The sequence below is a fragment of the Thiocapsa sp. C2-2m genome, from assembly GCF_041903745.1.
In the GTDB taxonomy this organism is placed as follows: domain Bacteria; phylum Pseudomonadota; class Gammaproteobacteria; order Chromatiales; family Chromatiaceae; genus Thiocapsa; species Thiocapsa roseilacustris.
In genome coordinates, this window is the sequence record NZ_JBBWVD010000002.1 from 255,875 (window position 1) to 281,712 (window position 25,838).

A 25,838-nucleotide genomic window follows, 5' to 3' on the forward strand; every position below is an offset into this window, starting at 1 on the left:
TTGGTTGTGCCTCGCACGGCTCGGCACAACCTACGGCCCGGTCCAAGACATTTCGTTGTCGTTGTCGTAATCGAGTCTTCGCACGACAACGACAATGAGCAAAGTCCTCGACCGCGCTCCTGGTTCCGGGTCTGCGAGGTGAGGGGAACGCCCGTTTAACGCTGCACACCCTCGGTGCGCTCAGACCTGGCGCAGACGCGGAGTCAGGGCGACCGTCTCCCGAGCGTTGCCGATCCAAACCTCGCCACCGTCGATGGTGCATTGCAGATCCATCGAGCGCTCGGCCAAGCGGCTCAGGGCCTGACTCTCGCTGCTGCTCAGATCGAGCACTCGGAGGTTGCGAAGGCGCCCGAGACCTGCGCTGTTATGCTCCCACCAAAGATCCGCCGCGCGCCCGGCGTAGGTGATCACCACCACCTCGCGCGCGCGACCACTCGCCTTGCGCAGGCGCCGCTCATCGGGTTGGCCCACCTCGATCCAGCGCTCGATCTCGCCGCTCAGGCTGCGTTGCCACAGGTCCGGCTCGTCGTCTGCGCTCAGCCCCTTGGTGAAGGCAAGCTGCGGGTCCGCATAGAGTGAGAAGGCGAGCAGCCTCACCATCATCCGCTCATCGGTCTCGGAGGGGTGCCGGGCCAGGGTCAGTGTGTGGCTCTCGTAGTAGTGACGGTCCATGTCGCTGATCTGGACCTGCGCTTTGAAGACGGTTGCTTTGAGGGCCATCGGAGGGTCTCAGGGTCAAGGCGCGCGCGCAGGGCTCGCGCGCCAGCGGCGATGCGGCACTCGGGTATGCAACCGAGGTCTTGGGCGGGATGCGCGCGATTCGCCACTCGGGGATGGCCCACGTCCAAAAGGCATCGACGCGGAGATCCGCGGGCGGCGGGGCTTGTCCCAACAAGGCCCAGGCCGCACGCAAGGCGGGCAGGGGATCGCGCGCGTCGACCGGTGCTGCAGCCATTGACTTGCTGAGCTTTCGGCCCTCCGTGTCCAAGACCAAGGGGACATGCGCGTAGCCGGGTTGGTCGAATCCCAATGCGCGTTGCAGCAGGATCTGGCGGGGCGTCGAGAGCAGCAGGTCCGCGCCGCGCACCACCTGAGTGACCCCTTGAAGGGCATCATCGACGACGACGGCGAGCTGGTAAGCGTGGATGCCGTCGGCGCGCCGCAGCACGAAGTCGCCAACCGCTTCATCGACCATCTGCTCCTGTGGTCCCTGGATTCGGTCTTCGAAGGCGAGCGCGCCGGGCGGGGTGCGAAAGCGCTCGGTGCGTGCACGCCGCCCGAGCGCAAGACCGGCGCGGCAGGTGCCGGGGTAGATGGGTCCCTCGGGCCCCGAGCGGCCGGCTCGGGCAACCTCGGTGCGGCTGCATCCGCACGGATAGGTCAGGCCCAGAGCCGCGAGTGCGTCGAGTGCATCTCGGTAGGCGTCGGTTCGGCGGCTTTGATGTACCACCGATTCATCCCACTCGAAACCGAACGCGATTAGGGTGCGGAGGATCGCGTCGGCCGCCCCGGGAACCTCGCGCGTGCGGTCGATGTCTTCCATCCGGACCAGCCAAACGCCTCCGTTGGCGCGGGCGTCCGCGTAACTGGCCACGGCGGCAAGCAGTGAGCCGAGATGGAGCGGACCGGTCGGGGACGGAGCGAAGCGGCCGCGATAAGGGCCCCGTCCGGGGTCGCCGGTTGGACCGGGACCGGCGGGGCCGCGCATCGGACTCACGACCGAGAGCCGGACCCGGCCGGGTCTAGGATCATCCGCGCTGCCGTTCGCGGATCTCGTCGAGTGTCTTGCAGTCGATGCAGAGCGTGGCGGTCGGCCGAGCCTCGAGACGGCGGATGCCGATCTCGACCCCGCACGCCTCGCAGAAGCCGTATTCGTGGTCGTCGATTCGACCGAGCGCCTCGTCGATCTTCTTGATCAGCTTGCGCTCGCGATCGCGGGTGCGCAGCTCCAGGCTGAACTCGGACTCCTGGGTGGCGCGATCGTTGGGGTCTGGGAAGTTGGTCGCCTCGTCCTGCATATGGTGTACGGTGCGATCGACCTCTTCCATGAGCGATTGCTTCCAGGCCAAGAGGATATCGCGAAAATGCGCCTCTTGCTCGGGACTCATGTAGTCCTCGTCCGCGCCTTGACGGTAGGGCTCGAACTCGGCTGTGCTGGCTTGAATGGCGTTCGCTTCGGCCATGAATGTACTCCCGAAGGCTCTTGTCGTGGATGGCAGACGCCCGATACGGCTGACCGGACCTGCCGCGAAAAACACGCTTAAGTACCAGAACATCGGCCGTCGGGCAACCCGATTGCCGGTGATGGCCCCGTCTTTGTGGGTCGATCTGGGTTACCACGTCGGAATGCTACCGGGCGGCGGTGGCGGCGGGGGTGGTGGAAGAAGCCCGCCGTCGGCGATCCACACGGCGGCGAAGGCAACGGCCAAGGCTGCGAGGAAGGCGAGCCAGCCGCCGCCGGTCGCCGGTTTCGCCGCCGTGCCCGAGACCTGCTTGCGTCCGTGGATCATGGGACGGATTAGATCGTCCCTGCGCAGCAGCGTGTAAAAGAGAACCGCGCAGAGGTGCAGTGCGACGAGTCCGCCGATCAACCAGATGTTCTGGCGATGCAATCCGGTCAACCAGTTGCTGGTCGCTTTGGAAACCAGGTCGTAGAGCGGACCCCTAAAGGCGATATCGTCGTTGCTCATGAGGCCGCTGATCGACTGAAACAGCAGCAGGCCGATCAAGGCAAGTACGGAGAGGGCCGCCAAGGGGCTATGTCCGAGCCCGTGCCACCGACCGCGCAAGTAGTCGATCACCGCTCCGGGTCCATGCACGAAGTGTCCGAATCGCGCGTAGGTGGATCCGACAAGGCCCCACGCGAGGCGGAAGACGAGCAGGCCAAGGATCACAAGCCCGATGCGGCCGTGCCAAACCATCAGATTTCCACCCTGCAGACCGGTCACGAACGCCGCCGCGACGAGCAACGCAAGGAGCCAATGAAAGAGGCGGGTCGGTAGGTCCCAGATCAGGATCGCTCGCTCGTTCAACGCAGGGTCTCCTTTTCTCTCGGAATCGATTCGGTTTCGGCCCGGTATCTTGAGGCTCGCGATGGTTCGGAGCAACTCGATCGGCGCCGACGCCCGAGTCCGATCGCCGAGCATGACGCGACCTGGGGTCGTGGCAAGAACAAATCATTGCTTGACGCGGAGTCTGCTTTCGATTAAAGAGCGGCGAATAATCCCCTACGATCGTGTGACCCGAGGTAGCGCAGATGATGGACAACGAGAGCAGTTACGGCGAGGAGGCCAACGAGCGTGTGCCGTCGATGACTGGCCCGGATTCACGCGCCCCTGCGGCGAATCTGGCGGTGCGTCGTCGGATCGAGCATATGCGTGAAATCAAACGGCTTCGCGAGCTTCTCGACGACCCCGAATTCGACGAGCTGGGTTGATGTTGATGGCCCGTTCGTGGTGCGGGCCTATCCTTTCAACGAGCCGTCGAGCGCGGCTCTTCCGCCGACCCGATTCGTTCCGGAAGGCGCTCGGATCCTTTGGAACGGATCAAGAATAAGGAAGACGACTCGGCTAGAGTATGCCTTTGGCACGCTTCTCGTTGTCGTTGTCGATTACGACAACGATTCGGTCCTTAAGGCGAATTCCGGAAACCGTCATGCCAAGGGGGTCGGTTGTGCCGAGCCGTGCGAGGCACAACCTCCCGTAGGCGCAAGTTGTGCTTCCTATCGTCAGCACAACCTACGGGTATGGAAATTTGCAGAAATCGCCTAAGTTATTTCTGACACGTGACTCACCCGGCTTGCGAGACCGACTCCGCAGGCCGAAACGCGTCGCGAGCGGCGGGATCCAAACGAATATCCAGGGGCGCACGCAGCGACAGATGGACATCGCGTTGGGGGAACGCCATACCGATCCCCTCCTCCTTGAAGCGATCGTAGATGGCTTGATGCAGCTCGGTGGCGACGCCGATCCGACCGTCGAGCAGGTTGAGATAACACCGCAGGACAATGGTCAGGGCGTTGTCGCCGAACCCCTCGAAGCTGATCAAGGGGGCAGGATCATCGAGGACCCGCTCATGCTGCTCGGCAACTTGAGCGAGAATGCTCAGTGCCTTGCGTGTGTCGCTTCCGTATTCGATGCCGATCGGGATGGTGATGCGATTTTGCTGATCGGTCAGACTCCAGTTCAACAGCCGTCCGGTGATGAACTCCTTGTTCGGCACCAGGAGCTCCTGCCTGTCCCAGTTCCGGATGGTCGTTGCGCGGATCTGGATGTTGGTGACCACACCGGTCGTATCGCCGATGGTGACGATGTCGCCGACCCGCACCGGACGCTCGAACAGGATGATGATGCCGCTGATGAAATTCGCCACGATCTCCTGAAGGCCGAAGCCGATGCCGACGCCAAGTGCCGCCACAAGCCATTGCACCTGCCCCCAGTTCAGCCCGAGCGTGCTGAAGGCGACCAGGAAGGCGGCGACCGTGATGGCGTAGCTCACCAGGGTCTTGATCGCATAACGCCCGCCTGCAGAGATGGATTCGGTCTGCAGCAGCAGGATCTCCAACAGGGCCGGGAGGTTTTTGGCGGCAGCGGTCGCAACGAAGAGGATCACCAGCACGAGGCTTAGGTTGGCCGCCGTCACCGGCACTGGCTGGGCGACGCCGTCGACCATCCCCTCGTAATACCACAGCGGGATGCGCTCCAGCATGGACAGGGCCGGCAAGACATCCGACCAGGTCAACCACACCCCCAGCACTGCAGTGAAGAACACCGAGGCATTGATCAGGCGGCGGGTCTGCTCGTCGAGCGCGGCGAGATTCGGCTCGGGCTCCTCGACCTGCAGCTCCGAGGGAGCTTGGGAAGGCTCTTTGCGTTCGGCCTCGTTTTGCGCACGGCGTGCACTCGCACGCTCCACTGCCGCCGTCAGCGCCAAACGCCGCCGCGTGACGATCAGCCATCGCACGATCACTTGATGCAGCACGATCAAGGCAAGCGCAAGCCAGGTCTGCTGTACCAGCGACGCGAACAGGACTCCGGCGGTGTAGACGTAGCCCAGCAGGGCAAGTACCGCCAGCCCCAGGGGCGCGCCGACGATGACCGAGAACCAGATGTGACGTAAGCGGTTGAACCATCCCTTCGGGTTTGCTGCAAGAGCCTCTTTCAGGACACCTGTGGTGGGGCTCAAGAGGCGCGCGAAGAAGACGGAGAACCCCACCATGGTCGCGATCGTCGCCAGGCGTCCCAGACTCCCGCTGAAGGCCGGGTCGCTGTCGTTGTAGAGCACCATGGCCGTCAAGGCGACCGGGACGATGTAGATGCTGAACCAATCAAACTCGCTTCTGAGCCGCTGGAGGGTCTCTTGGCTCCAGCGAAAATGTCGGTCGGCGACCCCCCCGGTGATGCAGAGGGTTCGGAACGCGCGCAGATAATAGAGTCCGACGGAGGCGCCGATCAGGGCCGATCCCAGCGCGCGCGTGAAGTCGGTGGCCTCGATGGAGGTCGACAGCTGCAGTCCGATCAGCCACAAGAGGAGCGGGATGGGTATTGCCGCCACGAGGCTCAGGCCGATGGCCTTGCCGGTGTGGCTCAGGCGATCGGTGCGAATCTTGCGAAGCGGCTCGGCCGTGGCTCGGATCGCGCGTCGCAGCGCCGAGAGCTTCCAGAAGATGCCGACGATGACGAGCGATAGGGCCCAGAGCAACGGCGAGTGCGCACCCGCGTGCGTCAGTACGCGTGTGACCTCGATCCAATGCTCCCGTGCGACGAGCCATCCGATGGCCGATGGCAATGTGACGAGGGTTTCGATGCCGACCGGAAGGGTGCTGCGTACCCACAGCAAGCGCTCGGCGAGATAGCCGTCGTAGCCCTTGGCCGTCCGAATGAGCTGGTCGGCGGCATAGTTGAGCTCGCCGAGCTGGCCGATGTAGTCGTCCTCGACGCTCAGTGCCTGTGTGATCAAACGGCGTCTTTGCTCGAGCGTCGCCTTGAGTTGCTCGCGGACTTCCTGGGCTTGAGCGGTCGGATCACGTGTGGTGAGCTCGTCGAGATAGGCAGCGAGATCGCGCAGCTGACGTTGCTCTTCGCGATAGAGGATCTGTCTCAGCGTGGCCTCGGCGATCGCGTCTTCGCGCTCCTCGATCGCCCCGCGCAGCCGGCGCAGGTCGGGGATCTCCTCGCGCCGCTCGACCAAGACCTGACCGAGCGCCTTGCTGAGCCCGGCGGCCTCGATGCGTTGCTGTGCCGCCTTGAAATCCTGCTCCACCCGTTTGCGCTCGGACTCGAGGTCCGCGATTTCGAGGTCGAGATCCTCGAGATCACGCGCCAGATCGCCCATGGATGTGGTGATCTTGGCGTTCTCCCGGGTCGCCTCCTGCACCAGGGCATGTTTGTCGGCGGCCTCGATCCGCGCGCGTTCGGATTCACGCTGCGCTGCTTCCGCCTCGTCTCGACGCCGCTGGTTCTGCAGCTCCTCGAGGTGGCGCTGCCGGGCTCGGAGGTTCTCCCAATCCAGGGTAGCCTCCTCGCGTTGTGCGCGTTGCAGTGCTTCGCGCGCCGACAGACTCAGCAGCTCTTGTTCCAGCATCCGACCCTCGGCCCAGAGCGCTGCCCGACGGGTCTCGAGCGCCCAGCGTCGAGCTTCGCTCGCTGCGACCTCCGCGTCGGCGCTGTTGGGTTGGCTCAGATCGGATTCAAGCTCGTCGAGCGCGGTCTTGACCTCGGATAAGCGTGCGCGAATCGCGGCGGGACGGCCCGTGCTCCGTTCGATGGCCTTGTCGAGCTCGCCGATGCGCGTTTCCTCCACGGCGGTGTCGGCGAGGACGATGCTCAGGCGCTGCGCGATCTCCTCGGTCGGCAGATCCTTCGGGATCTCGACGACCTCCTCCGTCCCCGGCTCGCGTTTCTCGATGCGTTGCCGGATTGCCGCGGTTTCGGCGGGCGCCGTCGTCAGCGCTTGGGCAAGCTCTTTGGCCTGTAGGTCGAAGGTCCGAGTCGCCTCGAGGCTCGCCAATGTCCGCCGATACTGCTCGGTCAAGGCCGCCTTGCCGGTCTCGTCGAGCGCCGTATCGGCTGCCACCTCGGCGATCTTGGCCTCGACCTGGTCGACCGACGGAAGACCGTCGCTGCTGCTCGCCGGCGCAGCCGGGGTCGAGCCGGTAGGCGTCGGCTCGGTCGCGAGTGCGTTGCTCACGAGGGCCATCGAGAAGACAAGGATGAACGGAACCAACCCAACGGGCTTCCAAAACCTCGGTTGCCTCGAATGGCCGGATGTTCCTGCTCGTGTGGTCATCATCGGGATCGACATCATCATGATCGGGTCGCAAAAAACGGCTCGGCCACCGCCTGATCAGGCGAAGGCTCTGGAGCTAAAGTCGGAAACAGTTGGTTATCTTCAGAATCTTGAATCGCGTTGACTCAAGTACATCAGGACGCGCTCGACGCCGAGCCGATACCGAACCCGCGCATGTCGCACGAGACGCGATTCAAAGGACCTTGATGTAGACCTGCGAGTTGCGCTGGAAGTTGTACAGGGCTTGTCGCTCCATCGGCAAGGCGCCAAGCGACGCCGGCTCGAATCCGCGCTCTCGAAACCAATGCGCGGTCTGGGTGGTGAGGACGAACAGGCGCTCGATGCCTGCGGCGCGGGCGATGTCCTCCATGCGGGCGAGCAGTCGATCGCCGCGTCCGCTCGCCCGATAATCCTGGTGCACGGCGACGCAGGCCAACTCTGCCATGCCCGCGCTCGGGTAAGGGTAAAGCGCCGCGCAAGCCGTGATCAAGCCGTCGCGCTCGGTCAGGACGAACCGGCCGATCTCGGTCTCCAGGCGCTCGCGCGAACGCCGCACCAGTACGCCACGATCCTCGAGCGGGCGGAGCAGCTCGAGGATGCCCGTCACGTCGTCGATCCGTGCCGGGCGCAGCTCCTCGTAGGGCTCGGCGGAGATCAGGGTGCCGCTGCCGTCGGGTGTGAGGAGCTCGCGCAGCAGCGCGCCACCGCGCCGGCGCTGCACCAAGTGCACGCGTCGGATCCCGTTGCGGCAGGCCTCGGCACCGGCGCGCAGGCACTGGGCGACATCCTCCGGGATCCCGCTCGAGGCGGCGAGTAGGGCGTCGATATCGCGGGCCAGGAGGTTGGGTCCCAGCAGATCCTGGGGCCGGTCTTGGGTCTTGGTGTCCGGGGACGCATCCCCGATGGGATCCTTGGCGACGGGGTCCTCGGTGAGAAAGATCAGCTTGTCGGCACCGAGTGCGACCGCTGCGCCGCGCGCCACGTCGGCCGCGCTGAGATTGAAGACCTCGCCGGTCGGCGAGTACCCCAGCGGCGGCATCAAGGCGACCGCGCCCTGATCAAGGACCGCCCGCAGCGTCTGACGGTCGATCCGCCGCACCGAACCGGTGTGGGCGTAGTCGATCCCGTCGATCACGCCCAAGGGGCGCGCCGTGACGAAGTTGCCTGAGACCACCGGGATGCGCACGCCGGCCATCGGCGAGTTGGCGAGCCCGAGCGAGAGCAGTGCCTCGATCTCGACTCGGACCACCCCGGCAGCCTCCTTGACACAGGCCAGCGCGATCCGATCGGTGATGCGCAGGCCGTTCACATAGCGCATCTGCGCACCGCGACCGGCAAGCCGGGCCTCGATCTGCGGGCGCGCGCCGTGCACCAGGACGAGGCGAATGCCGAGCCCGTGCAGCAGGGCGATATCGTGGACCAGGTCCGGGAAGCGCGGATCCGCGACCGCCTCGCCGCCGAAGACAATCACGAAGGTGCGTCCGCGGTGCGCATGGATGTAGGGTGTAGCCTGGCGTACCCAGTCGACGAAGGGATCGCGGGATGACGCGGGGTCGTTCGGGTCGGGGTTCGATGGTGTCATTCTCGGTCCGGTCGCATCATGCGATCGGCTATTCGATGCCGAGCTTGGCGAGACGATAACGCAGCGATCTGAGGGTCATCCCCAGCTTCCTTGCCGCGGCGGTACGGTTCCAACGCGTCTCGTCGAGTGCATCGAGGATCGCCTTTTTCTCGATCTCGCCGAGATAGTCCTCCAGCGGAACACTATCGTCGATCTGTGCATGGGCGGGTGGCGTCGGGCCGTCGGCCTGCGGCAGATAGAGATCGCCGACCTCGATAACCGATCCCTCGCAGAGGGCGGTCGCGCGCTCGAGGATGTTTTCGAGCTCGCGCACGTTGCCCGGAAAGCCGTAGTCCATCAATGCCGCGAGGGCGTCCGCCGAGAGGGTCATGGCGGGCTGGCCCTTATGATGCCGGGCAATTCGCAGCAGCATCCGTTCCGCCAGGGCGGGGATGTCGCGGGGGCGCTCGCGCAGCGCCGGCATCCGCAGCTCGATGACGTTGATGCGATAGTAGAGGTCCTGTCTAAAGTGCCCCTTGTCGACCTCCAGGTTGAGATCGCGATGACTGGCGCTGATGATCCGCGCATCCACGGCGACCTCCTGTTGGGCACCGACCGGACGCACGCTCTTCTCTTGGACGGCCCGCAAGAGCTTGACCTGCGCCGGCAGCGGTAGATCGGCGACCTCGTCGAGAAACAGGGTGCCGCCGGAAGCGGCTTGGAAGAGCCCCTCCTTGTCGCTGACGGCACCGGTGAAGCTGCCCTTCTTGTGACCGAACAGCTCGCTTTCGACCAGGTCCTGCGGTATAGCCCCGCAGTTGACGGCGACGAAGGGCCCGGCGGCACGCGGGCCTTGGCCGTGGATGAGTCGGGCAGCGAGCTCCTTGCCCGTGCCGCTTTCGCCGGTGATGAAGACCGGCGCCTGGTTGCGCGCGAGCTTGCCGATCATCTGGCGGATTTGCTCCATCACGCGAGAGTCCCCGATCAGGCTTGCCCGGGCGGCGTTGCGGCTGTCTTCCCCGGCGGCCGCGGTCTCGCGCAGGCGCAGGGCCGAGCCGACGAGCTGGCGCAGGAGCTGAAGATCCACAGGTTTAGGGACAAAGTCGAAGGCCCCGGCCTTCATGGCGGCGACGGCCGATTCCATGTTGCCGTGGGCGGTGATCATGGCGACCGGGAGGTCGGGATAGTGCTCGGCGATATGACGGATCAGGTCGATGCCGTTGCCGTCCGGGAGGCTCATGTCGGTTAGGCAGAGGTCGAAGCGGTTGCGTTCGAGCTGATGCTTGGCATCGATGACCGTCATGGCGGTCAGTGCCCGAATGTCCATACGGCCGAGGGTGATCTTTAAGAGGTCGAGGATATCGGATTCGTCGTCGACGACCAGTGCTTGAGCCTTCGTCATTAGGCCAGCTCCCTCGGTGTGGACAAGGTGATTGGATTCGGAGCCTGCTGCCCGGACGCGCTCCGTACGCCTTCAGGACATCGTTGTCTTTTTTCTACTGCCCTGCGTCTGCCCTCCAAGCATAACGCGTGGTCGGGCCCGACAGAAGCCGTGTGACCCCTCGACGCGGTCGCGGGTGACCGTCACCGGGCGAAATGGAGCCTGAATCGGCTGCCGTGCGGCTCGGCGGGCTCGTAGGTCAGATGGATACCGTTGGTCTGTGCCAATTCTCGGGCGATATAGAGACCGAGGCCCGTGCCGCTCGTCTTCGTGGTGAAGAATGGATTGAAGATGTCGCGCGCGGTCTTGGCGTCGATTCCGGGCCCCTCGTCGGCAATCTCGATCAGGGTCCGGCCCGCAGTCTCGTCGCTCGGCAGGAGGCGGATCTTGATCCGCGGCAGCTCATTCTCGTATCCGCCGTGAATCAGTGCGTTTTCGCACAGGTTGGAGACGATCTGGTGCAGATGGCGCGGATCCACCTCGACCGGATCGGGCGAAAAGGCGATCTCGAGGGTGAGACGTTCCGGCGCGAGTCGGTGGGTCTCGCGAAACTCCTCTGCAAATTCCGCGATCCAGCGTGCCGCATCGAGCGACACCGGATCCATCCGATCGCGGCGCGAGAGCTGGAGCACGCTGCGCACCGTCTCGTCGATGCGCGCACTGTTGCGTCGAATGATCTCGAGCAGGTGCTGGTCGTCTTCCGGCAGGTCTTTGCCGTCGGCGAAGAGTTGGCTGGCGTGAGTGATGGCGCTCAACGGGTTGCGGATGTTGTGGGCGATACTGGCGGTGAGGGTGCCGAGTGCGGCCAGCTTGATCTGTTGGGCCTCGCGGGTGAGCTCCTGGTTGTCGCGCAGATAGATCAAGGCGCCGGAGGCCCGATAATCGCCGAGCAGCTTGAGGGTGGCACGCAGCTCGCGCTCGCCGACCCGGATGACGGTGCCCTCGGATGCCGGGTTCTGGACCTGAGTCTCGAGCCACTCGACGACCTCCGGGGCGAAATCGCCGAGGGAGCTGCCGGGATGAATCGCATCGACGTCGAGGAGCTCCAGCGCGGCCTTGTTCTTCAGGCGAAGGTGACGCTCGCCGTCGACCGCGAGGATGCCGGTCTCGAGATTGGCGATGATGAAGGCATTGAGCTTGGTCAGATTGGCGATATCGACCGTGCGTCGCGCCGCCATGTCCTCGGCCTCGCGTACCCTGCGATAGAGCACATGAGCGAGCAGCGCTACGGCGAAGAAGATACCGCCGAGGAGGCCGGCCTGGGTATAACTCGAGGTCGCGACGCTCCCGGAAAGGTCCGAATAGATCTGCTCGGTGAGCACGGCAAGGGCGGCGAAGGACGCAAAGAGAAGCGCAAGGCGCCCTTCCATCAGAAGCGCTCCGGCCGCGACGGTCACGCCGATCAGGATCCCGATACCGCTTGCGGCGCCGCCCGCGGCATGCATCAAGAAGGTGAAGGCGACGATGTCGATATAGATGGCGAGGTGGACCTGGCTCCCGCGGCCCGGCCAACGCGAATAAAGGATCAGGCCGCTCAGCAGCACCAGGATGGCGTAGAAGATGAGGACGTTCCAGGCCAACGCGGCGTTGGCGGGCGTGATGAGCGGGTCCATCGCCGAGGGCGAGAAGAGCAGGATGAGTCCGATTAGCACCACGAGCCGAAACAGAAACAGCCAGCGCAACGCAAGCCAGGTCGGATGGGGATGGCCGGGTTGCCCGGGGTGTTTCGTGCTCTCGGGGCGCGTTGCCGGGCTCGGGTGGCGCGTCGTGGGTTCTGGGTGATGCGTCATTGCTGGTCTCGTGCTCGAACACGCCTTCGGGCGGCGCAGTGCGTGCGGAGGATGAATGCGCCTTTGCCAATCTGCCGCGGATTAGACCAGAATGGCGGTGGCGCGGCCATGTGGTCGCGGCGCTTCGGGATTCGGCACACCGCGACGGCGAGCACACCATGAATCTACACGAATACCAGGCGAAACGGCTGTTCAACGAGTACCGGATCCGCATCCCGGACGGCGTGACGGCGAGCACGGTCGAGGAGGCCGCGGCGGCCTGCGGCGTGCTCGGCGGGGAGCGCTGGGTCGTGAAGGCACAGGTCCATGCGGGCGGGCGCGGCAAGGCCGGGGGCGTGGTCATGGCCGAGAGTCCGTCCGCGGTCGAGAGTGCCGCACGGCGTCTGCTCGGGACGCGTCTGGTCACGGGTCAGAGCGCGCCGGACGGCTTGCCGGTCGACAGGCTCCTGATCGAGCGTCCGATGGCGATCGCTCGCGAGCTCTATCTCGGGCTGCTCTTGGAGCGCGAGACCGAGCGAGTCCTCTTCGTCGCCTCGGAGGCGGGCGGGATGGACATCGAGCGCGTCGCGGCCGAGACGCCGGAGCGTTTGCTGCGGGTGCGGGTCCATCCGGCGGTCGGCCTGCAACCCTATCAGGTGCGCCGCTTGGGTTTCGGGCTCGGCCTGGAGCCCGCCCAGATCAAGTCGCTCGGGCTGCTGATGGAGGGGCTGTATCGACTCTTCGTCGAGAAGGACGCGAGTCTGGTCGAGGTCAATCCGCTGGTGGTCGACGATCGCGGCGAGCTGATCGCGTTGGACGCCAAGATCAACCTGGACGACAACGCACTCTATCGCCACCCGGACCTGGAGGCGCTGCGCGACCCGGGCCAAGAGGACCCGCGCGAGCTGGCCGCGAAGCGCCATGAGCTGAGCTATATCAGCCTCAGCGGCAACATCGGCTGCATGGTCAACGGGGCCGGGCTCGCCATGGCGACCATGGACCTGGTGCAGCTGCACGGCGGCGCACCGGCAAACTTTCTCGATGTCGGCGGCGGCGCCACCGCAGCGCGCGTCGCCGAGGCCTTCAAGTTGATCCTCTCCGACACCAACGTCCGGGCGGTGCTGGTGAACATCTTCGGCGGCATCGTGCGGTGCGACCTGATCGCCGAGGGCATCATCGAGGCGGTGCGGGAGGTTCAGGTCTCGGTCCCGGTCGTGGTGCGCCTGGAAGGCACCAATGCCGCACAGGGTCTGGAGATGCTGGCACGCAGCGGGTTGGCAGTCGAGACGATGGCGGGTCTCGGTGAGGCGGCCCGGCGGGTCGTGGATGCGGCCGCCGGTCGCGCTGCCTTTGCCGGAGGGGTTTGAGATGAGCGTTTTGGTCGACAGCAACACACGGGTGATCTGTCAGGGCTTCACGGGCAAGCAGGGCACTTTCCACAGCGAGCAGGCGATCGCCTACGGTACCGACTTGGTCGGCGGGGTGACGCCCGGCAAGGGCGGGCAGCGCCATCTCGATCGGCCGGTCTTCGATACCGTGCATCAGGCGGTCCGCGACACGGGCGCGGATGCGACCATGATCTACGTGCCGGCGGCCTATGCCGCGGATGCGATCCTGGAGGCGGCGGACGCCGGGATTCACGTCATCGTCTGTATCACCGAGGGGATCCCGGTCCTGGACATGGTGCGGGTGAAGGCCGCGCTCACGGGCAGCCCGGCGGTCCTGATCGGCCCCAATTGTCCCGGCATCATCACGCCGGGTGCCTGCAAGATCGGCATCATGCCGGGGAACATCCACGCACCCGGCCGGGTCGGCATCGTGTCGCGCTCGGGCACCCTGACCTACGAGGCGGTCTGGCAGACGACCCAAGCGGGTCTGGGTCAGAGCACCTGCATCGGGATCGGCGGGGACCCGATCCAGGGTCTCGATTTCGTCGCCTGTCTGGATCTCTTCGAGCAGGACCCGCAGACCGAGGCGATCATCATGGTCGGCGAGATCGGCGGCAGCGGCGAGGAGGAGGCCGCGGAGGTCATCCGCGAGCGGATCGCCAAGCCGCTGGTCGCCTACATTGCCGGGGTGACGGCGCCCGCCGGTAAGCGCATGGGGCATGCGGGTGCGATCGTCACCGGCGGTCGCGGGACGGCCGAAGGCAAGTACGCGGCCCTCGAGCAGGCGGGTGCCGTGACCGTGCGCTCGCCTGCGGAGATGGGGACTCGACTGGCGGAGCTTCTCGGCGGCTGACGAGGGGGCGATGGCCGCCTGCCGCCAGCTATCAGCCGTCAGCTGTCAGCCCATATACACATTTCGCCGAAGCTGACAGTTCTGATAGCTGATAGCTGATAGCTGAAAGCCAGTGTCCTGCCGCTGGCGGCCACACCAAGCTTCTCATCTCTTTAAGAGGACCCCGCCGTGGGATGTCGTATCCGGGTCGCGCAGTTGAATCTCGTCGTCGGGGATGTCGTGGGCAATGCCGATCGGGTGATTGCCGAGGCGGCCTCCGCGCGCGCGGACGGGGTCGATCTCTTGGTCTTTCCCGAGCTGACCCTCACGGGTTATCCGCCGGAGGATCTCTTGCTGCGCCCCGAGCTGCTGCAGCGTGTCGAGTCGGCCCTGGAGCGGATCCGTGCCGAGTGTCGAGGGATCACGCTGGTCCTGGGTTATCCGCTGCGGGCCGTCGGCGGTCTGTTCAATGTGGCCGGCGTGTTGCGCGACGGTGCGGTGATCGGCGAGTACGCGAAGCAGCATTTACCCAACTACAGCGTCTTCGACGAGAAGCGTTATTTCCAGGCCGGCGCGAGCCCCTTGGTGCTCGATCACCTGGGTTTGAAGATCGGTTTGAGCGTTTGCGAGGATATCTGGCAGGAAGATCCGACTCGGCAGGCGGTCGAGGCCGGGGCGCAGATCCTGGTCAACATCAATGCCTCTCCCTTTCATGTCGGCAAGCGTGCCGAGCGCGAGGCGCTGGTCGCGCGTCGGGCGAGCGAGCACGGTATCCCGATCGTCTATGCAAACCTCGTCGGGGGGCAGGACGAGCTGGTTTTCGACGGTGCCTCCTTTGTCGCGGATGGTGCGGGTCGGATCCTGCATCGCGCGGCGGTCTTCGAGGAGGATCTGCTCACGTTCGACCTCGATGAAGAGGGGCGCCCGGTCGGCTCGTCGCCCGAGCGCAGCACGCAGTCGTTCGACGACGATGCGATGGAGGAGGCGAGTGTCTACGGCGCCCTGGTGTTGGGTGTGCGAGACTATGTCCGCAAGAACGGTTTCAGCGGGGCGATACTCGGTCTCTCGGGCGGTGTCGACTCCGCACTGACGCTCGCCATCGCCGTGGATGCGCTGGGCGCCGACGCGGTCGAGGGCGTCTTGATGCCGTCGCGCTATACCTCGCAGATGAGCAACGCGGATGCCTTCGAGGAGGCCGAGGCGCTCGGCGTGAAGGCCCAGCTGATCTCGATCGAGCCGGCCTTCCGGTCGTTCCTGTCGATGCTCGAGCCGGCCTTCGAGGGTCTGGCCGCGGACGTTACCGAGGAGAACATTCAGGCGCGCTGCCGCGGTATCATCCTGATGGCGATCAGCAACAAGACCGGACGCATCCTGCTGACCACCGGAAACAAGAGCGAGATGGCGGTGGGCTATGCCACACTCTACGGCGACATGGCCGGCGGATTCGCGCCCATCAAGGACGTGCCCAAGCTCTTGGTGTACCGGCTGGCGCGCTATCGCAACCGTTGCTCCCCGGTGATTCCCGAGCGTGTGCTCACGCGTGCGCCATCCGCGGAGCTGCGGCCCGATCAGACCGATCAGGATAGCCTTCCTCCCTACGAGGTTTTGGATCCGATCCTGCGGCTTTATATCGAAGAAGACGAAGGAGTCGATGCGATCGTGGCGCGCGGTTATTCGGGCGAGATCGTGCGTCGGATCACCCGGTTGGTCGATCGCAACGAATACAAGCGCCGCCAAGCTCCGCCCGGAGTGCGAATCTCCACCCGGGCGTTCGGTCGCGATCGCCGTTATCCGATCACGAGCGGATTTTGAGCCGCGATTCGGGGAGGTGGTTTTGTGTTCGGGTTCAGGGCGCGTCACCCGGACGGTGGTCGTCGTGGCCGCAAGGGTTCAACCCGTTCGCTGTTCAACGGCATGCGTGGAACTTATACTCAACGGCTTCGGTAGCCGGATCCCACAATGGAGAGCGTCATGAAGAAGGTTGAAGCCATCATCAAGCCATTTAAGCTGGACGACGTCCGCGAGGCGCTCTCCGCCGCGGGCATCACCGGCATGACCGCGATCGAGGTCAAGGGTTTCGGACGCCAGAAGGGGCACACCGAGCTGTATCGGGGCGCCGAGTACGTCGTGGATTTCCTGCCTAAGGTGAAGATCGAGCTGGTGCTCACCGACGATCTGGTGGAGACCTGCATCAGCGCCATCACGACCGCCGCTCGGACCGGTAAGATCGGCGACGGCAAGATCTTCGTCTCTGAGGTGACGCATGTGGTGCGTATCCGCACAGGGGAAGAAAACGAGGCCGCTGTCTAGGCCCTGATGTCTCGGTCGGGATGACAGTCCGGCCGTCGCCGATCGTGCTCCCGTAAAGCCGGTCTCCACCTTAGCCGGTCCGAGGAAAGGCAATCCAAAACGAAACGATCCGGCGCGACCTCCCGTCGCGCGCCGGATCGTCCCGCCAGGCGTCAATTCTCGTCTAGGCTGAGGTAATCCCAGAGCTTGCGCGCGAGACTGACCTCGCCGGGTTCCGGCTCGTCGGAGATAAACCGACCGGCCTCTCGATTCAAGTCGAGAACCCGCTTCGCGTCGGCCGCCAGCTCGCGTTTCCCGAGTGCCGTGTAGGCATCGATCAACACCTCGAGGGCGCTCTCCACCGCACTGGTTCGCTGAAACCGTTCGATCACGTAGTTCGCACGGTTCGCCGCGGCGAGGTAGGCGCCGCGCCGCATGTAGTAGCGCGCGACATTGACCTCGTGCTTCGCGAGATTGTTGCGCAGATAGAGCATGCGCTGGCGCGCATCCTCGGCGTAGCGGCTGTCGGGAAAGCGTTCGACCAAGACCGAGAAGTCCGTGAAGGCATCAAGGGCAGAGCCGGGATCACGTTGGGACGCATCCGTCGGGATATACCGATCCAAAAAACCCACGCTGCGGTTGTAGTTGACCAGACCCTTCAGATAGTAGGCGTAGTCTACGTACGGGTTTTGGGGGTAGAGCTTGATGAAGCGGTCCGCAGCGGCAATCGCGGCCTCGGGCTCGTCGGCGCGATAGTGCGTATAGGCGATGTCGAGCTGAGACTGCATCGCATAACGCCCGAATGGGTAACGCGCCTCCAGCTTCTCGTAATACTCGATCGCCCGGGCATAGTTGCTCGAATCCAGCTCGGAGGATGCCTCGGCGTAGAGTTTCGCTGCGCTCCAGTTTTCGGTGAGATCGATCTCTTTGCCGAAGACACCGCACCCGGCGAGCGCGATGGCGAGCACGAGGGCCGGCAGTCGTGTTAACGTTCTTCGCATGAATCCGAGATACCTGTTGATTTCCGCCCGTAGTATACCCGAATGCAACCGTTCTCGCGCGCGAGGATACACCTGTAGCGGATTGGCGAATCGGTCATGACGCACGCCACGTCCGACGTTCCGCCGCTCGCCGCACCGGGCCTGACGTACATGCGACGCAAGATTCGGGTCGAGCCGCAGCTCGCGGCCCGTCGGCTCGATCAGGTGTTGGCGGCATTGATCCCCGAGCTCTCGCGCAGCCGGCTGCAGTTGTGGATCGAGTCCGGACAGGTCCGGGTCGACGGGGTGGCGCGACGCCCGCGCGACAAGGTTTGGGGCGGCGAGCTCATCGAGCTGGACGCGCCGATCGAGCCGATCGGCGATTGTCTCGCCCAGGCGATTCCGCTCAATTCGGTCTTCGAGGACGAGCAGATCCTCGTGCTCGACAAACCGGCCGGTCTGGTGGTGCATCCGGCGGCGGGTCATCGCGACGGGACCTTGCAGAACGCGCTGCTGAACCATGATCCGGGGTTGGCGCGCGTGCCGCGAGCCGGCATCGTGCACCGCTTGGACAAGGACACGACCGGGCTCCTCGTGGTGGCCAAGACGCTCGAGGCGCACCGTTCTTTGGTCGAGCAGCTGCAGGCTCGGCAGGTTCACCGCGAGTATCGCGCCCTGGTCATCGGCGAGGTGGTCGCCGGCGGCCGGATCGAGGCGCCGGTCGGACGTCATCCGACACAGCGTACCCGCATGGCCGTGGTCGCCAACGGGCGGCCTGCGATCACCCGGTTTCGGGTCTTGGAACGTTTTTCCGGTCACAGCCTGCTCGCCGTCGAGCTCGAGACCGGCCGGACACACCAGATTCGCGTGCATATGGCCTACACCCAGCACCCGCTGGTCGGCGATCGCGCTTACGGCGGTCGGCCGCGACCGCCCAAGGGGGCATCCGCCGGTCTTATCGAGGCGCTCCAGGGCTTCCCGCGTCAAGCGCTCCACGCCTTGCGTCTGGGCTTGGAGCATCCGACGCTCGGGACGGCGATGAGCTGGGAGAGTCCGTTGCCGGCCGATATCGCGGGATTGCTGGAGCTGTTTCGGGGCGAGACAGCCGCGTGAACCCGAGTCCGTCCGAGCTGCACGAGCCCGAGGGTGCCATGCCGGAGATGATCGAGCCCGATTGGCCGGCGCCGGCCCGCGTGAAGGCCTATTCGACCACCCGCGCCGGCGGTGTCGGCACCGGCGTCTATGCGAGCCTCAACCTGGGTGATCATGTCGGCGACGCGCCGGAGCGGGTCGCCCGGAATCGCGCCATCCTGCGCGAGCACCTGCAGCTCCCGAGCGAACCGCTTTGGCTCCGACAGGTGCATGGCTGCGCGCTCGCGGGCGAGGATGCGGCGATCCCGGGCGATGCGCGGACGCCCGGCGGCTGCGAGGCCGACGGAGCCGTGACGAGCGAGCCCGGTGTGGTCTGTGTCGTCATGACCGCCGACTGTCTGCCGGTGCTCATGTGCGACGATCGGGGAACCCGCGTGGCGGCGGTGCATGCCGGCTGGCGCGGTCTGGCCTCGGGCATCCTGGAGCGGGCGATCGCGGCCATGGGAGGGGCGTCCGGGCGGAATGTTTCCGAGCGTATCCTGGTCTGGCTCGGTCCGGCGATCGGTCCGGACGCCTTCGAGGTCGGCCCCGAGGTTCGCGCGCGATTCCTCGAGGCGGATCCGGCGTCGATCGATGCATTCCGTGCGTCGCGCGACGGGCGTTTCCTGGCCGACCTCGCCGCCCTGGCGCGCCGTCGGCTTGCTCGGATCGGGGTGACAGGGGTCTATGGAGGCGGTTACTGTACCCATTCGGATCCACGACGTTTTTTTTCGTATCGGCGCGACGGCGTTACCGGGCGGATGGCGAGCCTGATTTGGCTCGACGGCGACGGCGCTGCTGCGGGAGACACACATCATGCCTGATTGGAACATGCTGACCTTGGTCGGAGCCGACCGCCCCGGAATCGTCTCGCGCGTGACGCGAGCGCTCTACAGCTGCGGATGCAACCTCGGCGAGGCATCCATGATCCGTCTCGGCGGCAACTTCACCATCATGCTGATGGTCAGCGGCGAGCGTCCCTGCGAGGAATTGGTGGCGGCCGTGCGCCCGGTGGCCGAGGAGCTGGGGCTGCGCGTCCACCTGGATCCGGTGCCGGGCGGTCTGCACCGGCACCTGGTCCCGAATCTCCAGGTCAGGGTCTTCGGGGCCGATCGTGCCGGCATCGTTGCCGATGTGACGGAGATCCTTGCCGAGTACGGGTTCAACATCCTGGAGCTGGAGTCCGATGTCGCCGGCGATGCGCAACACCCGGTCTACATCATGAATATCCAGGGTTACTGCGAGCGAACCATCGAAGAGATTCAAGCCGCGCTGTCGGCACTGAGCACCCGAGGCGTCTCCGTCGATGTCGCCCCCGTCGATGTTCTGATCGGCTGAGCCATGGCGATTCTCGAGATTCTCAAACTACCGGACCCGCGTCTGAAGCAGGTCTCCGAAACGGTCGAGCGTTTCGACGACGACCTGCGCGGTTTCGTTGCGGACCTCGAAGAAACCCGTCTGGCCGGTCCGGCTGCTGTGGGTATTGCCGCGCCTCAAGTCGGGCGCTGTCAGCGCATCGTCGTCGTCGATGTTTCGGGTCGTCCTAAGACCCCCAATCACGGCCATCTGATCTTGGTGAACCCCGAGATCGTCCATTGGGAAGGCTACGCGATCGGTCGCGAAGGTTGCCTCTCGGTTCCGGACTACACCGGTAATGTCATCCGTGCCACCGGCATCCGCTTGAAGGCGCAGGATCTCGACGGCCGGGAGCACGAATTCGCGATGGAGGGATACGAGGCGCGCGCGGTCCAGCATGAGATGGACCACCTCGACGGTCTGCTGTTCGTCGATCGGGTTGTGAGTCGCCGCACCGATCTTTACCGGCGCAAGGTCTACCAGACCTAAGCCGCGCCCGGTGCGGTATGCGTCATGTGTTGGAGTGGCTTGACGGCGCCAGCTCCGACGACCGTCGGAGCTGGCGCGGTTTAATTGCGGATGACGCTGTGCCCATGAAGAGCAGTCGCGGCGGCCCCATCTATGCCGAGCGTCCGTGGGTTTCTCGGAAAGCAAGGCGTGCAATGCGGCGAAAAACCCACGTGCGCTCGGTATGTTTACTGCGGGCAATGCTCCGCTCGGCGTTGGATCGAGGTCTTTGCGGTTTGGGCCAGAGAAACCCCGTCCAACCAACGTTGTCTCTCTGCACAGAGATTGATTACGAGAACCGCCTATGAGATCGCGCATGTCCCGCCTTGCCTTCGCCGTCGCTGCCTTCCTGGCGGCGACGCTTGTCCTTGCAGCCCCTCGTCAGATTCCCCTGTCGGAGCTGTTTCCGAGCCCTGCCCAGACCAAATCGGCGGTCGTGATCAACAAGGTCCTGGAGCGCTTTCACTACAGAAAGGTCGAGCTCGACCACGACTTTGCGCAAGAGGTCCTCGACAGCTATCTGAAGGCACTGGATCCGAGCAGATCCTTCTTTCTGGCCCGCGATGTCGAGCGCTTCAAAGGCGGCGCCAAGCGTTTGGATGAAGGGCTGCGTCGCGGCGAGCTCGACCTCGCCTTCGACGTCTTTCGGGTCTATCGGATGCGGGTCGATGAGAGGGTCATCTATGCCGAGAGTCTTCTGAAGGGTCCCTTCGATTTCGATCGCGACGAAACCTATCGACTCGACTCCCCGGAGGCGCCGTGGGCCAAGGACAGCGCCGAGCTGGACGAGATCTGGCGGCGGCGCGTGAAAAACGACTTCCTGACCCTGCGCTTGGCCGACAAGTCGGACGAGGAGATTCGCGACCGGCTGAGCGAGCGATATCAAGGATTGGTTCGCCGTACCCATCAGTTCGACGGCAACGACGTCTTTCAGACGTTCATGAACGCCTACACCCAGACACTCGAGCCGCATACGAGCTACATGTCGCCCAGCACCTCCGAGAACTTCGACATCAGCATGAAGCTCTCGCTCGAAGGGATCGGCGCGGTGCTGCGTGCAGACAACGAGTATACGGTCATCCAGAGCACGGTTCCGGGCGGTCCGGCGCGGGAGTCCGGTCAGGTCCAGACGGGCGATCGGATCGTCGGGGTCGCGCAAGGCATCGACGGCGCGATCGAGGATGTTGTTGGTTGGCGGCTCCAAGACGTCGTCGACAAGATTCGCGGACCCAAAGGCTCGGTCGTGAGACTGCAGCTGCTGCCGAAATCCGCCGTGACCAACGGCGGTGTGCGCGAGGTCGCGATCGTGCGCAACGAGATCAAGCTCGAGGATCAGGCCGCGAAAGCGATTGTCCTGGAAGACCTCGGCAACGCGCCGGGCATGCGGATCGGCGTTATCGAGATCCCGGCCTTCTACCGGGACTTCCAAGCCGAAGGCTCGGGTGATCGCAATTTCCGCAGCACGACCCGAGACGTGCGCCAGCTCATCGACGACTTGGTTTTGAAGGGTGTCGACGGCATCGTGATCGACCTGCGCGGCAACGGCGGTGGCTCGTTGGCCGAGGCGACCTCGCTCACCGGTCTCTTTATCGATACCGGCCCGGTCGTCCAGGTCAAGGATGCCTTCGGCAAGATCGAGGTCGAGTCCGATCCGGAGCCCGGTCTAGCCTACCGTGGGCCCTTGGCCGTGCTGGTCGACCGCGACAGCGCCTCCGCCTCCGAGATCTTTGCAGGTGCTATCCAAGACTACGGGCGCGGTCTGGTGATCGGCGAGCCGACCTTCGGCAAGGGCACCGTGCAGACACTGATCGATCTGAATCGATACGTCCCGGGTGAGCAGAACAACCTCGGGCGCCTGCGCCTGACCATGGCCGAGTTCTTCCGCATCAGCGGCGGGAGTACGCAACTGCGGGGTGTCGAGCCGGATATCCGGTTCCCCACCGCAGAGCTCATGGCCGAGCACGGCGAGCGATCCCTCGACAATGCCCTACCTTGGACGCGCATTCGACCGGCCGATTACAAAAAGGTGGGTTCCGTCAGCGTCGATCTCCTCGCGCTGCAGTCCGCCGAGCGCGTGTCGAAGGATCCGGGTTTTACGATGTTGGTCGAGCGCAGCAAGCTGATGCGCGATGTCGAGGCCGAAACCCACGTCTCGCTCCAGGAGAAGGCGCGTCGCGAGGACGACGAGCAGCGCGGGAGTGTCTTCAAGGAGCAGCAGAACGCGTACTTGCGTGCTCGCGGGATTGCGCCGGTCGACGAGGACGACGAGAAGGTCGACGAGGATCTGCTCGACGCCCAACGCGAGGCCATCGCGCGCATCCAGGTGGAAGAGGCGGCCCGTATCCTCGCCGATGCCGTGTTGCTCGATCGCACCGACCGGCCGCGTGCCGTGATGCGTGACTGAATCGCGTCCCCCGATGACATGCGCCGTTTTTGCGTTGAATCGGCATCGCATGGGGTCACGGGCGTTGCCGCCGACGCGATTCAGGATTTCTGATCTTGAGTCTTTTCGCCCGGACGGGTCGCGGGAGCTCTGCCGCATCCTGTCGCTGTGGCGTAGCCGGTTGTCGGCCATCGCCCGGGTTGGGCGCAGAACACTGCCGATCTTAAACCGCGCCGACTTCAGCGGTCGCCAGGTCTGCCGGGGCAGATTCCATCCAAGAATATCGCATGCCGCGCTGAGCGCGGTTTAAGGGTCAGTCATTGAATCAGTCTCGCAAGGATCTTGAAGCGCGGATCGAGCGTCTGCGCTCGAGCGGTGCGTCCGCGCCGCTTCGCGGCAATCGCATCGGCCTGGAGAAGGAGGGATTGCGCGCATCTGCGGTCGGCCGTCTTGCCATGTCGCCGCATCCGCGATCACTCGGCTCCGCGTTGACGCATCCCCACATCACGACCGATTTCTCCGAGGCACTGCTCGAGCTCATCACGCCCCCGGCCTCCAGCGTCGTCGAGGTCCTGGGATTCCTCACCGACCTCCATGCCTATGTCTATCGCCATCTCGGCGACGAGTTGATCTGGGCGACCAGTATGCCTTGCGTGCTCGAGAGCGGTGCAGGTATCCCGCTGGCGCGATACGGGACGTCGAATGCAGCGACGATGAAGACGGTCTATCGGCGCGGGCTGGGCAACCGATACGGTCGCACCATGCAGGTGATCGCGGGTCTGCATTTCAACTTCTCGTTTGCAGACGAATTTTTGGATCTGTACCAGGCAACCGCGGGCGTGGGGGGCGATGGCGTCGCCTTTCGCTCCGAGGCGCAGATGGGGATGGTCCGCAACCTGCAGCGTGTCGGCTGGATCGTGCCCTACCTTTTCGGGGCGTCCCCCGCGGTTTGTGCCAGCTTCGTTCATGGCCGCGAGACCGATCTGGAGATCTTCGACCCCCATACGCTCTATTACCCCTATGCGACCTCGCTGCGCATGGGCGACATCGGGTATCAAAACCAACAGGAACAAGGCACCGGGATGAAGGCGAGCTACGACAGCCTGGATTCCTATGTGCGCAGCCTGACCTGGGCGATCGAGACCCCCTGTCCACATTACGAGAAGATCGGCGTGAAGGTCGGCGAGCGTTACGAGCAGCTCAATGCCAACGTACTGCAGATCGAGAACGAGTACTACAGCACGGTGCGTCCCAAGCAGATCACCGAGTGGATGGAGCGCCCCACGCTTGCGCTGCGCCGCCGAGGCGTACGCTATGTCGAGCTGCGATCGCCCGACATCAATATCTTCGAGCCGGCGGGAATCACGGCCGAGCAGATCCGCGTGCTCGAAACCCTAATGCTCTATTGCTTGGTTTTGGACAGCCCGCGCATCGGCACGCGTGAGCGGAGCGAGATCGACGAGAATCAGGTCCTCACCGCCCATCGTGGACGCGAGCCGGGACTTGCGCTCTCGCGTCAACGCGTCTCAGTGCCCTTGCCTGTCTGGGCGAACGAGATCCTGGACGATATGATCGCCGTCGCGGAGCTCCTCGACGGGGCTTCGGATGGTCCACATGTGCAGAGTGTCGAGCGGCAACGCGAGAAGATTGCGGATCCTCATGCGACCCCGTCGGCGCGTATCCTCGAGACGATGCGCGAGCGCCGGGAAGGCTTCTTCGCCTTCGCTCGGCGCCTTACGGAGGATCATCGGGAAACTTTCCGACAGCACCGGCTTGATCCCGAGCGCGAAGCGCTGCTCGAGCGGCTCGCGCGCGAGTCAATCGCACAACAGGAGCTTATCGAGGCCGCCGACGCTTGCGGGTTCGATGAATTTCTCGCGGATTATTTCAACCAGGGTCGAGCCACCGATATTGGCCTGGATCCGGCCGCTGGTCGTGCCGAGCTTCAGGCACGGGTTTAACATCGACCGGGCCCGAGGACGTTCCAGTCATCCCGCGAGCACGTCCAGCGAAACGACAAAGACCCCGTTGCCGGGGTCTTTGCATCATGCGCGAGGCGTGTCCTTGAGGTGATCGCCTCTGCGTATCAGGGCTTTACTGTGCAGTCGCGGCGGGTGCCGGCGCAGCGGCCTGTTGCTCGGGGGTCTGAGCCTTGGGCGCACAGTCCTGGCTGGGCATCCGGCCCGGGAGCATGTGCGGTGCATAACCGGCCATGTGGGTGCGCTCCATGGCACGCGGATGTTGCGCGCGACGCTGCTCGCTCTCCGCCTTGAAGGCGGCGCGACGCTCCTGAATCTCCTGCTGAACCTTGGCGCGATGGGCATCCATCTCATCCATGCGCGTCTTCACGAATTCCGGAATCGCGGGCATGGCCGGCATCTGACCGAATTCGGGCATGGCGGGCATCTCCGGCATGGCCGGGATCTGACCGAATTCGGGCATAGCGGGCATCTCCGGCATGGCCGGGATCTGACCGAATTCGGGCATAGCGGGCATCTCCGGCATGGCCGGGATCTGACCGAATTCGGGCATGGCGGGCATCTCCGGCATTCCGGGGTACTGAGCGAATTGCGGTACCGGCGGCAGCTCCGGGAAGCCGGAGTCGATGCCGGAGGGCATCCGACCGAGCTCGGCTGCACGCTGCTCCATCATCTGCCGATGCGCCGCCATCGCCTGCTCGATGGCCTTGTTCTGTTGCTCGGCCATCGCCTCGTAATGCGCGGAGATGGACTGCATCTGCTGCTCGGCCATCTCGGGAGTCATGACGGGCGCGACAGGAGCGTTGTACCAGGCGCCGGCGGAGGACGCGGCGGCGGCGAGGGCGATGAGCGAGGCTGCTTGAACGCGTTTGGACATGGAACACACCTTTAGAGATTGTAGAAATGAAGGGTCTTGGTCTGCTTACGAGTCATCC

General features: G+C 64.7%; 22 protein-coding genes. 12 read left to right on the forward strand and 10 right to left on the reverse strand.

The features are described 5' to 3' along the window. Positions 1-180 precede the first annotated feature (180 nt). The 4 genes from AADX97_RS02475 to AADX97_RS02490 form a co-directional block, all read right to left on the reverse strand. The gene (locus tag AADX97_RS02475) at positions 181-720 is read right to left on the reverse strand and encodes a YaeQ family protein (protein WP_374231995.1); all 540 of its coding nucleotides are present in this window, start codon (positions 718-720) and stop codon (positions 181-183) included. Further along, the gene (gene gluQRS / locus AADX97_RS02480) at positions 608-1,708 is read right to left on the reverse strand and encodes a tRNA glutamyl-Q(34) synthetase GluQRS (protein ID WP_374231996.1); all 1,101 of its coding nucleotides are present in this window, start codon (positions 1,706-1,708) and stop codon (positions 608-610) included. The genes AADX97_RS02475 and gluQRS overlap by 113 nt, the downstream gene beginning before the upstream one ends. A gap of 40 nt (positions 1,709-1,748) precedes the next feature. Next, positions 1,749-2,183 carry an RNA polymerase-binding protein DksA gene (gene dksA / locus AADX97_RS02485; protein ID WP_374231997.1) on the reverse strand — a complete coding sequence of 145 codons (435 nt, stop codon included), beginning with the start codon at positions 2,181-2,183 and terminating at the stop codon, positions 1,749-1,751. A gap of 150 nt (positions 2,184-2,333) precedes the next feature. After that, on the reverse strand, positions 2,334-3,032 hold the full coding sequence (locus tag AADX97_RS02490; RefSeq protein WP_374231998.1) for a cytochrome b/b6 domain-containing protein: 699 nt from the start codon (positions 3,030-3,032) through the stop codon (positions 2,334-2,336). A 224-nt stretch (positions 3,033-3,256) separates the two neighbouring features. On the opposite strand from AADX97_RS02490, the gene AADX97_RS02495 reads away from it, so the two are divergent. Then, entirely contained in the window at positions 3,257-3,436 is a 180-nt protein-coding gene (locus AADX97_RS02495; protein WP_007192069.1) for a PA3496 family putative envelope integrity protein, read from the forward strand. A gap of 353 nt (positions 3,437-3,789) precedes the next feature. Here the strand turns inward: AADX97_RS02495 and AADX97_RS02500 are convergent, their stop codons facing one another. Beyond that, entirely contained in the window at positions 3,790-7,197 is a 3,408-nt protein-coding gene (locus AADX97_RS02500) for a mechanosensitive ion channel domain-containing protein (RefSeq protein WP_374232042.1), read from the reverse strand. A gap of 13 nt (positions 7,198-7,210) precedes the next feature. Here AADX97_RS02500 and AADX97_RS02505 point away from each other — a divergent pair, with 13 nt between their 5' ends. Further along, complete coding sequence (locus AADX97_RS02505) at positions 7,211-7,411, forward strand: hypothetical protein (RefSeq protein ID WP_374231999.1); 201 nt, start codon at positions 7,211-7,213, stop codon at positions 7,409-7,411. A gap of 69 nt (positions 7,412-7,480) precedes the next feature. On the opposite strand, the gene argA is transcribed toward AADX97_RS02505, so the two are convergent. The 3 genes from argA to AADX97_RS02520 form a co-directional block, all read right to left on the reverse strand. Next, complete coding sequence (gene argA / locus AADX97_RS02510; protein WP_374232000.1) at positions 7,481-8,869, reverse strand: amino-acid N-acetyltransferase; 1,389 nt, start codon at positions 8,867-8,869, stop codon at positions 7,481-7,483. A gap of 28 nt (positions 8,870-8,897) precedes the next feature. Further along, on the reverse strand, positions 8,898-10,250 hold the full coding sequence (locus tag AADX97_RS02515) for a sigma-54-dependent transcriptional regulator (RefSeq protein ID WP_374232001.1): 1,353 nt from the start codon (positions 10,248-10,250) through the stop codon (positions 8,898-8,900). A gap of 182 nt (positions 10,251-10,432) precedes the next feature. After that, a complete protein-coding gene (locus AADX97_RS02520; RefSeq protein WP_374232003.1) occupies positions 10,433-12,079 on the reverse strand; it encodes a PAS domain-containing sensor histidine kinase in 1,647 nt (548 codons plus the stop codon). A 158-nt stretch (positions 12,080-12,237) separates the two neighbouring features. Between AADX97_RS02520 and sucC the strand changes: the two genes are divergently transcribed. The 4 genes from sucC (at position 12,238) to AADX97_RS02540 (ending at position 16,588) form a co-directional block, all read left to right on the forward strand. Then, on the forward strand, positions 12,238-13,425 hold the full coding sequence (sucC, locus tag AADX97_RS02525) for an ADP-forming succinate--CoA ligase subunit beta (RefSeq protein ID WP_374232004.1): 1,188 nt from the start codon (positions 12,238-12,240) through the stop codon (positions 13,423-13,425). Between the two features lies 1 nt (position 13,426). Then, positions 13,427-14,299, forward strand: a complete 873-nt coding sequence (gene sucD, locus AADX97_RS02530) for a succinate--CoA ligase subunit alpha (RefSeq protein WP_374232005.1) — start codon at positions 13,427-13,429, stop codon at positions 14,297-14,299. A gap of 168 nt (positions 14,300-14,467) precedes the next feature. After that, a complete protein-coding gene (locus AADX97_RS02535; RefSeq protein WP_374232006.1) occupies positions 14,468-16,090 on the forward strand; it encodes an NAD+ synthase in 1,623 nt (540 codons plus the stop codon). Between the two features lie 159 nt (positions 16,091-16,249). Then, the gene (locus tag AADX97_RS02540) at positions 16,250-16,588 is read left to right on the forward strand and encodes a P-II family nitrogen regulator (protein WP_374232007.1); all 339 of its coding nucleotides are present in this window, start codon (positions 16,250-16,252) and stop codon (positions 16,586-16,588) included. 152 nt (positions 16,589-16,740) lie between these two features. Here AADX97_RS02540 and AADX97_RS02545 read toward each other — a convergent pair whose 3' ends face one another. Continuing rightward, positions 16,741-17,568: an outer membrane protein assembly factor BamD gene (locus tag AADX97_RS02545; RefSeq protein ID WP_374232008.1), complete on the reverse strand. Its 828-nt coding sequence runs from the start codon at positions 17,566-17,568 to the stop codon at positions 16,741-16,743. A gap of 150 nt (positions 17,569-17,718) precedes the next feature. Here AADX97_RS02545 and rluD point away from each other — a divergent pair, with 150 nt between their 5' ends. The 6 genes from rluD to gshA all read left to right on the forward strand — a co-directional run bounded on the left by rluD (position 17,719) and on the right by gshA (position 24,885). After that, a complete protein-coding gene (gene rluD / locus AADX97_RS02550; protein WP_374232043.1) occupies positions 17,719-18,660 on the forward strand; it encodes a 23S rRNA pseudouridine(1911/1915/1917) synthase RluD in 942 nt (313 codons plus the stop codon). Between the two features lie 38 nt (positions 18,661-18,698). Further along, positions 18,699-19,502, forward strand: a complete 804-nt coding sequence (gene pgeF, locus AADX97_RS02555) for a peptidoglycan editing factor PgeF (RefSeq protein WP_374232044.1) — start codon at positions 18,699-18,701, stop codon at positions 19,500-19,502. Further along, positions 19,495-20,016: a glycine cleavage system protein R gene (locus tag AADX97_RS02560; RefSeq protein ID WP_374232009.1), complete on the forward strand. Its 522-nt coding sequence runs from the start codon at positions 19,495-19,497 to the stop codon at positions 20,014-20,016. Before pgeF ends, AADX97_RS02560 begins: the two co-directional genes overlap by 8 nt. Positions 20,017-20,019: 3 nt before the next feature. After that, complete coding sequence (gene def / locus AADX97_RS02565; protein ID WP_374232010.1) at positions 20,020-20,523, forward strand: peptide deformylase; 504 nt, start codon at positions 20,020-20,022, stop codon at positions 20,521-20,523. A 322-nt stretch (positions 20,524-20,845) separates the two neighbouring features. Continuing rightward, entirely contained in the window at positions 20,846-22,945 is a 2,100-nt protein-coding gene (locus tag AADX97_RS02570) for a carboxy terminal-processing peptidase (RefSeq protein ID WP_374232011.1), read from the forward strand. A 299-nt stretch (positions 22,946-23,244) separates the two neighbouring features. Next, positions 23,245-24,885, forward strand: coding sequence for a glutamate--cysteine ligase (gene gshA / locus AADX97_RS02575; RefSeq protein ID WP_374232012.1), 1,641 nt, complete (start codon positions 23,245-23,247; stop codon positions 24,883-24,885). Positions 24,886-25,018: 133 nt separating this feature from the next. On the opposite strand, the gene AADX97_RS02580 is transcribed toward gshA, so the two are convergent. Next, complete coding sequence (locus AADX97_RS02580; protein WP_374232013.1) at positions 25,019-25,780, reverse strand: hypothetical protein; 762 nt, start codon at positions 25,778-25,780, stop codon at positions 25,019-25,021. Between the last annotated feature and the right edge of the window lie 58 nt (positions 25,781-25,838).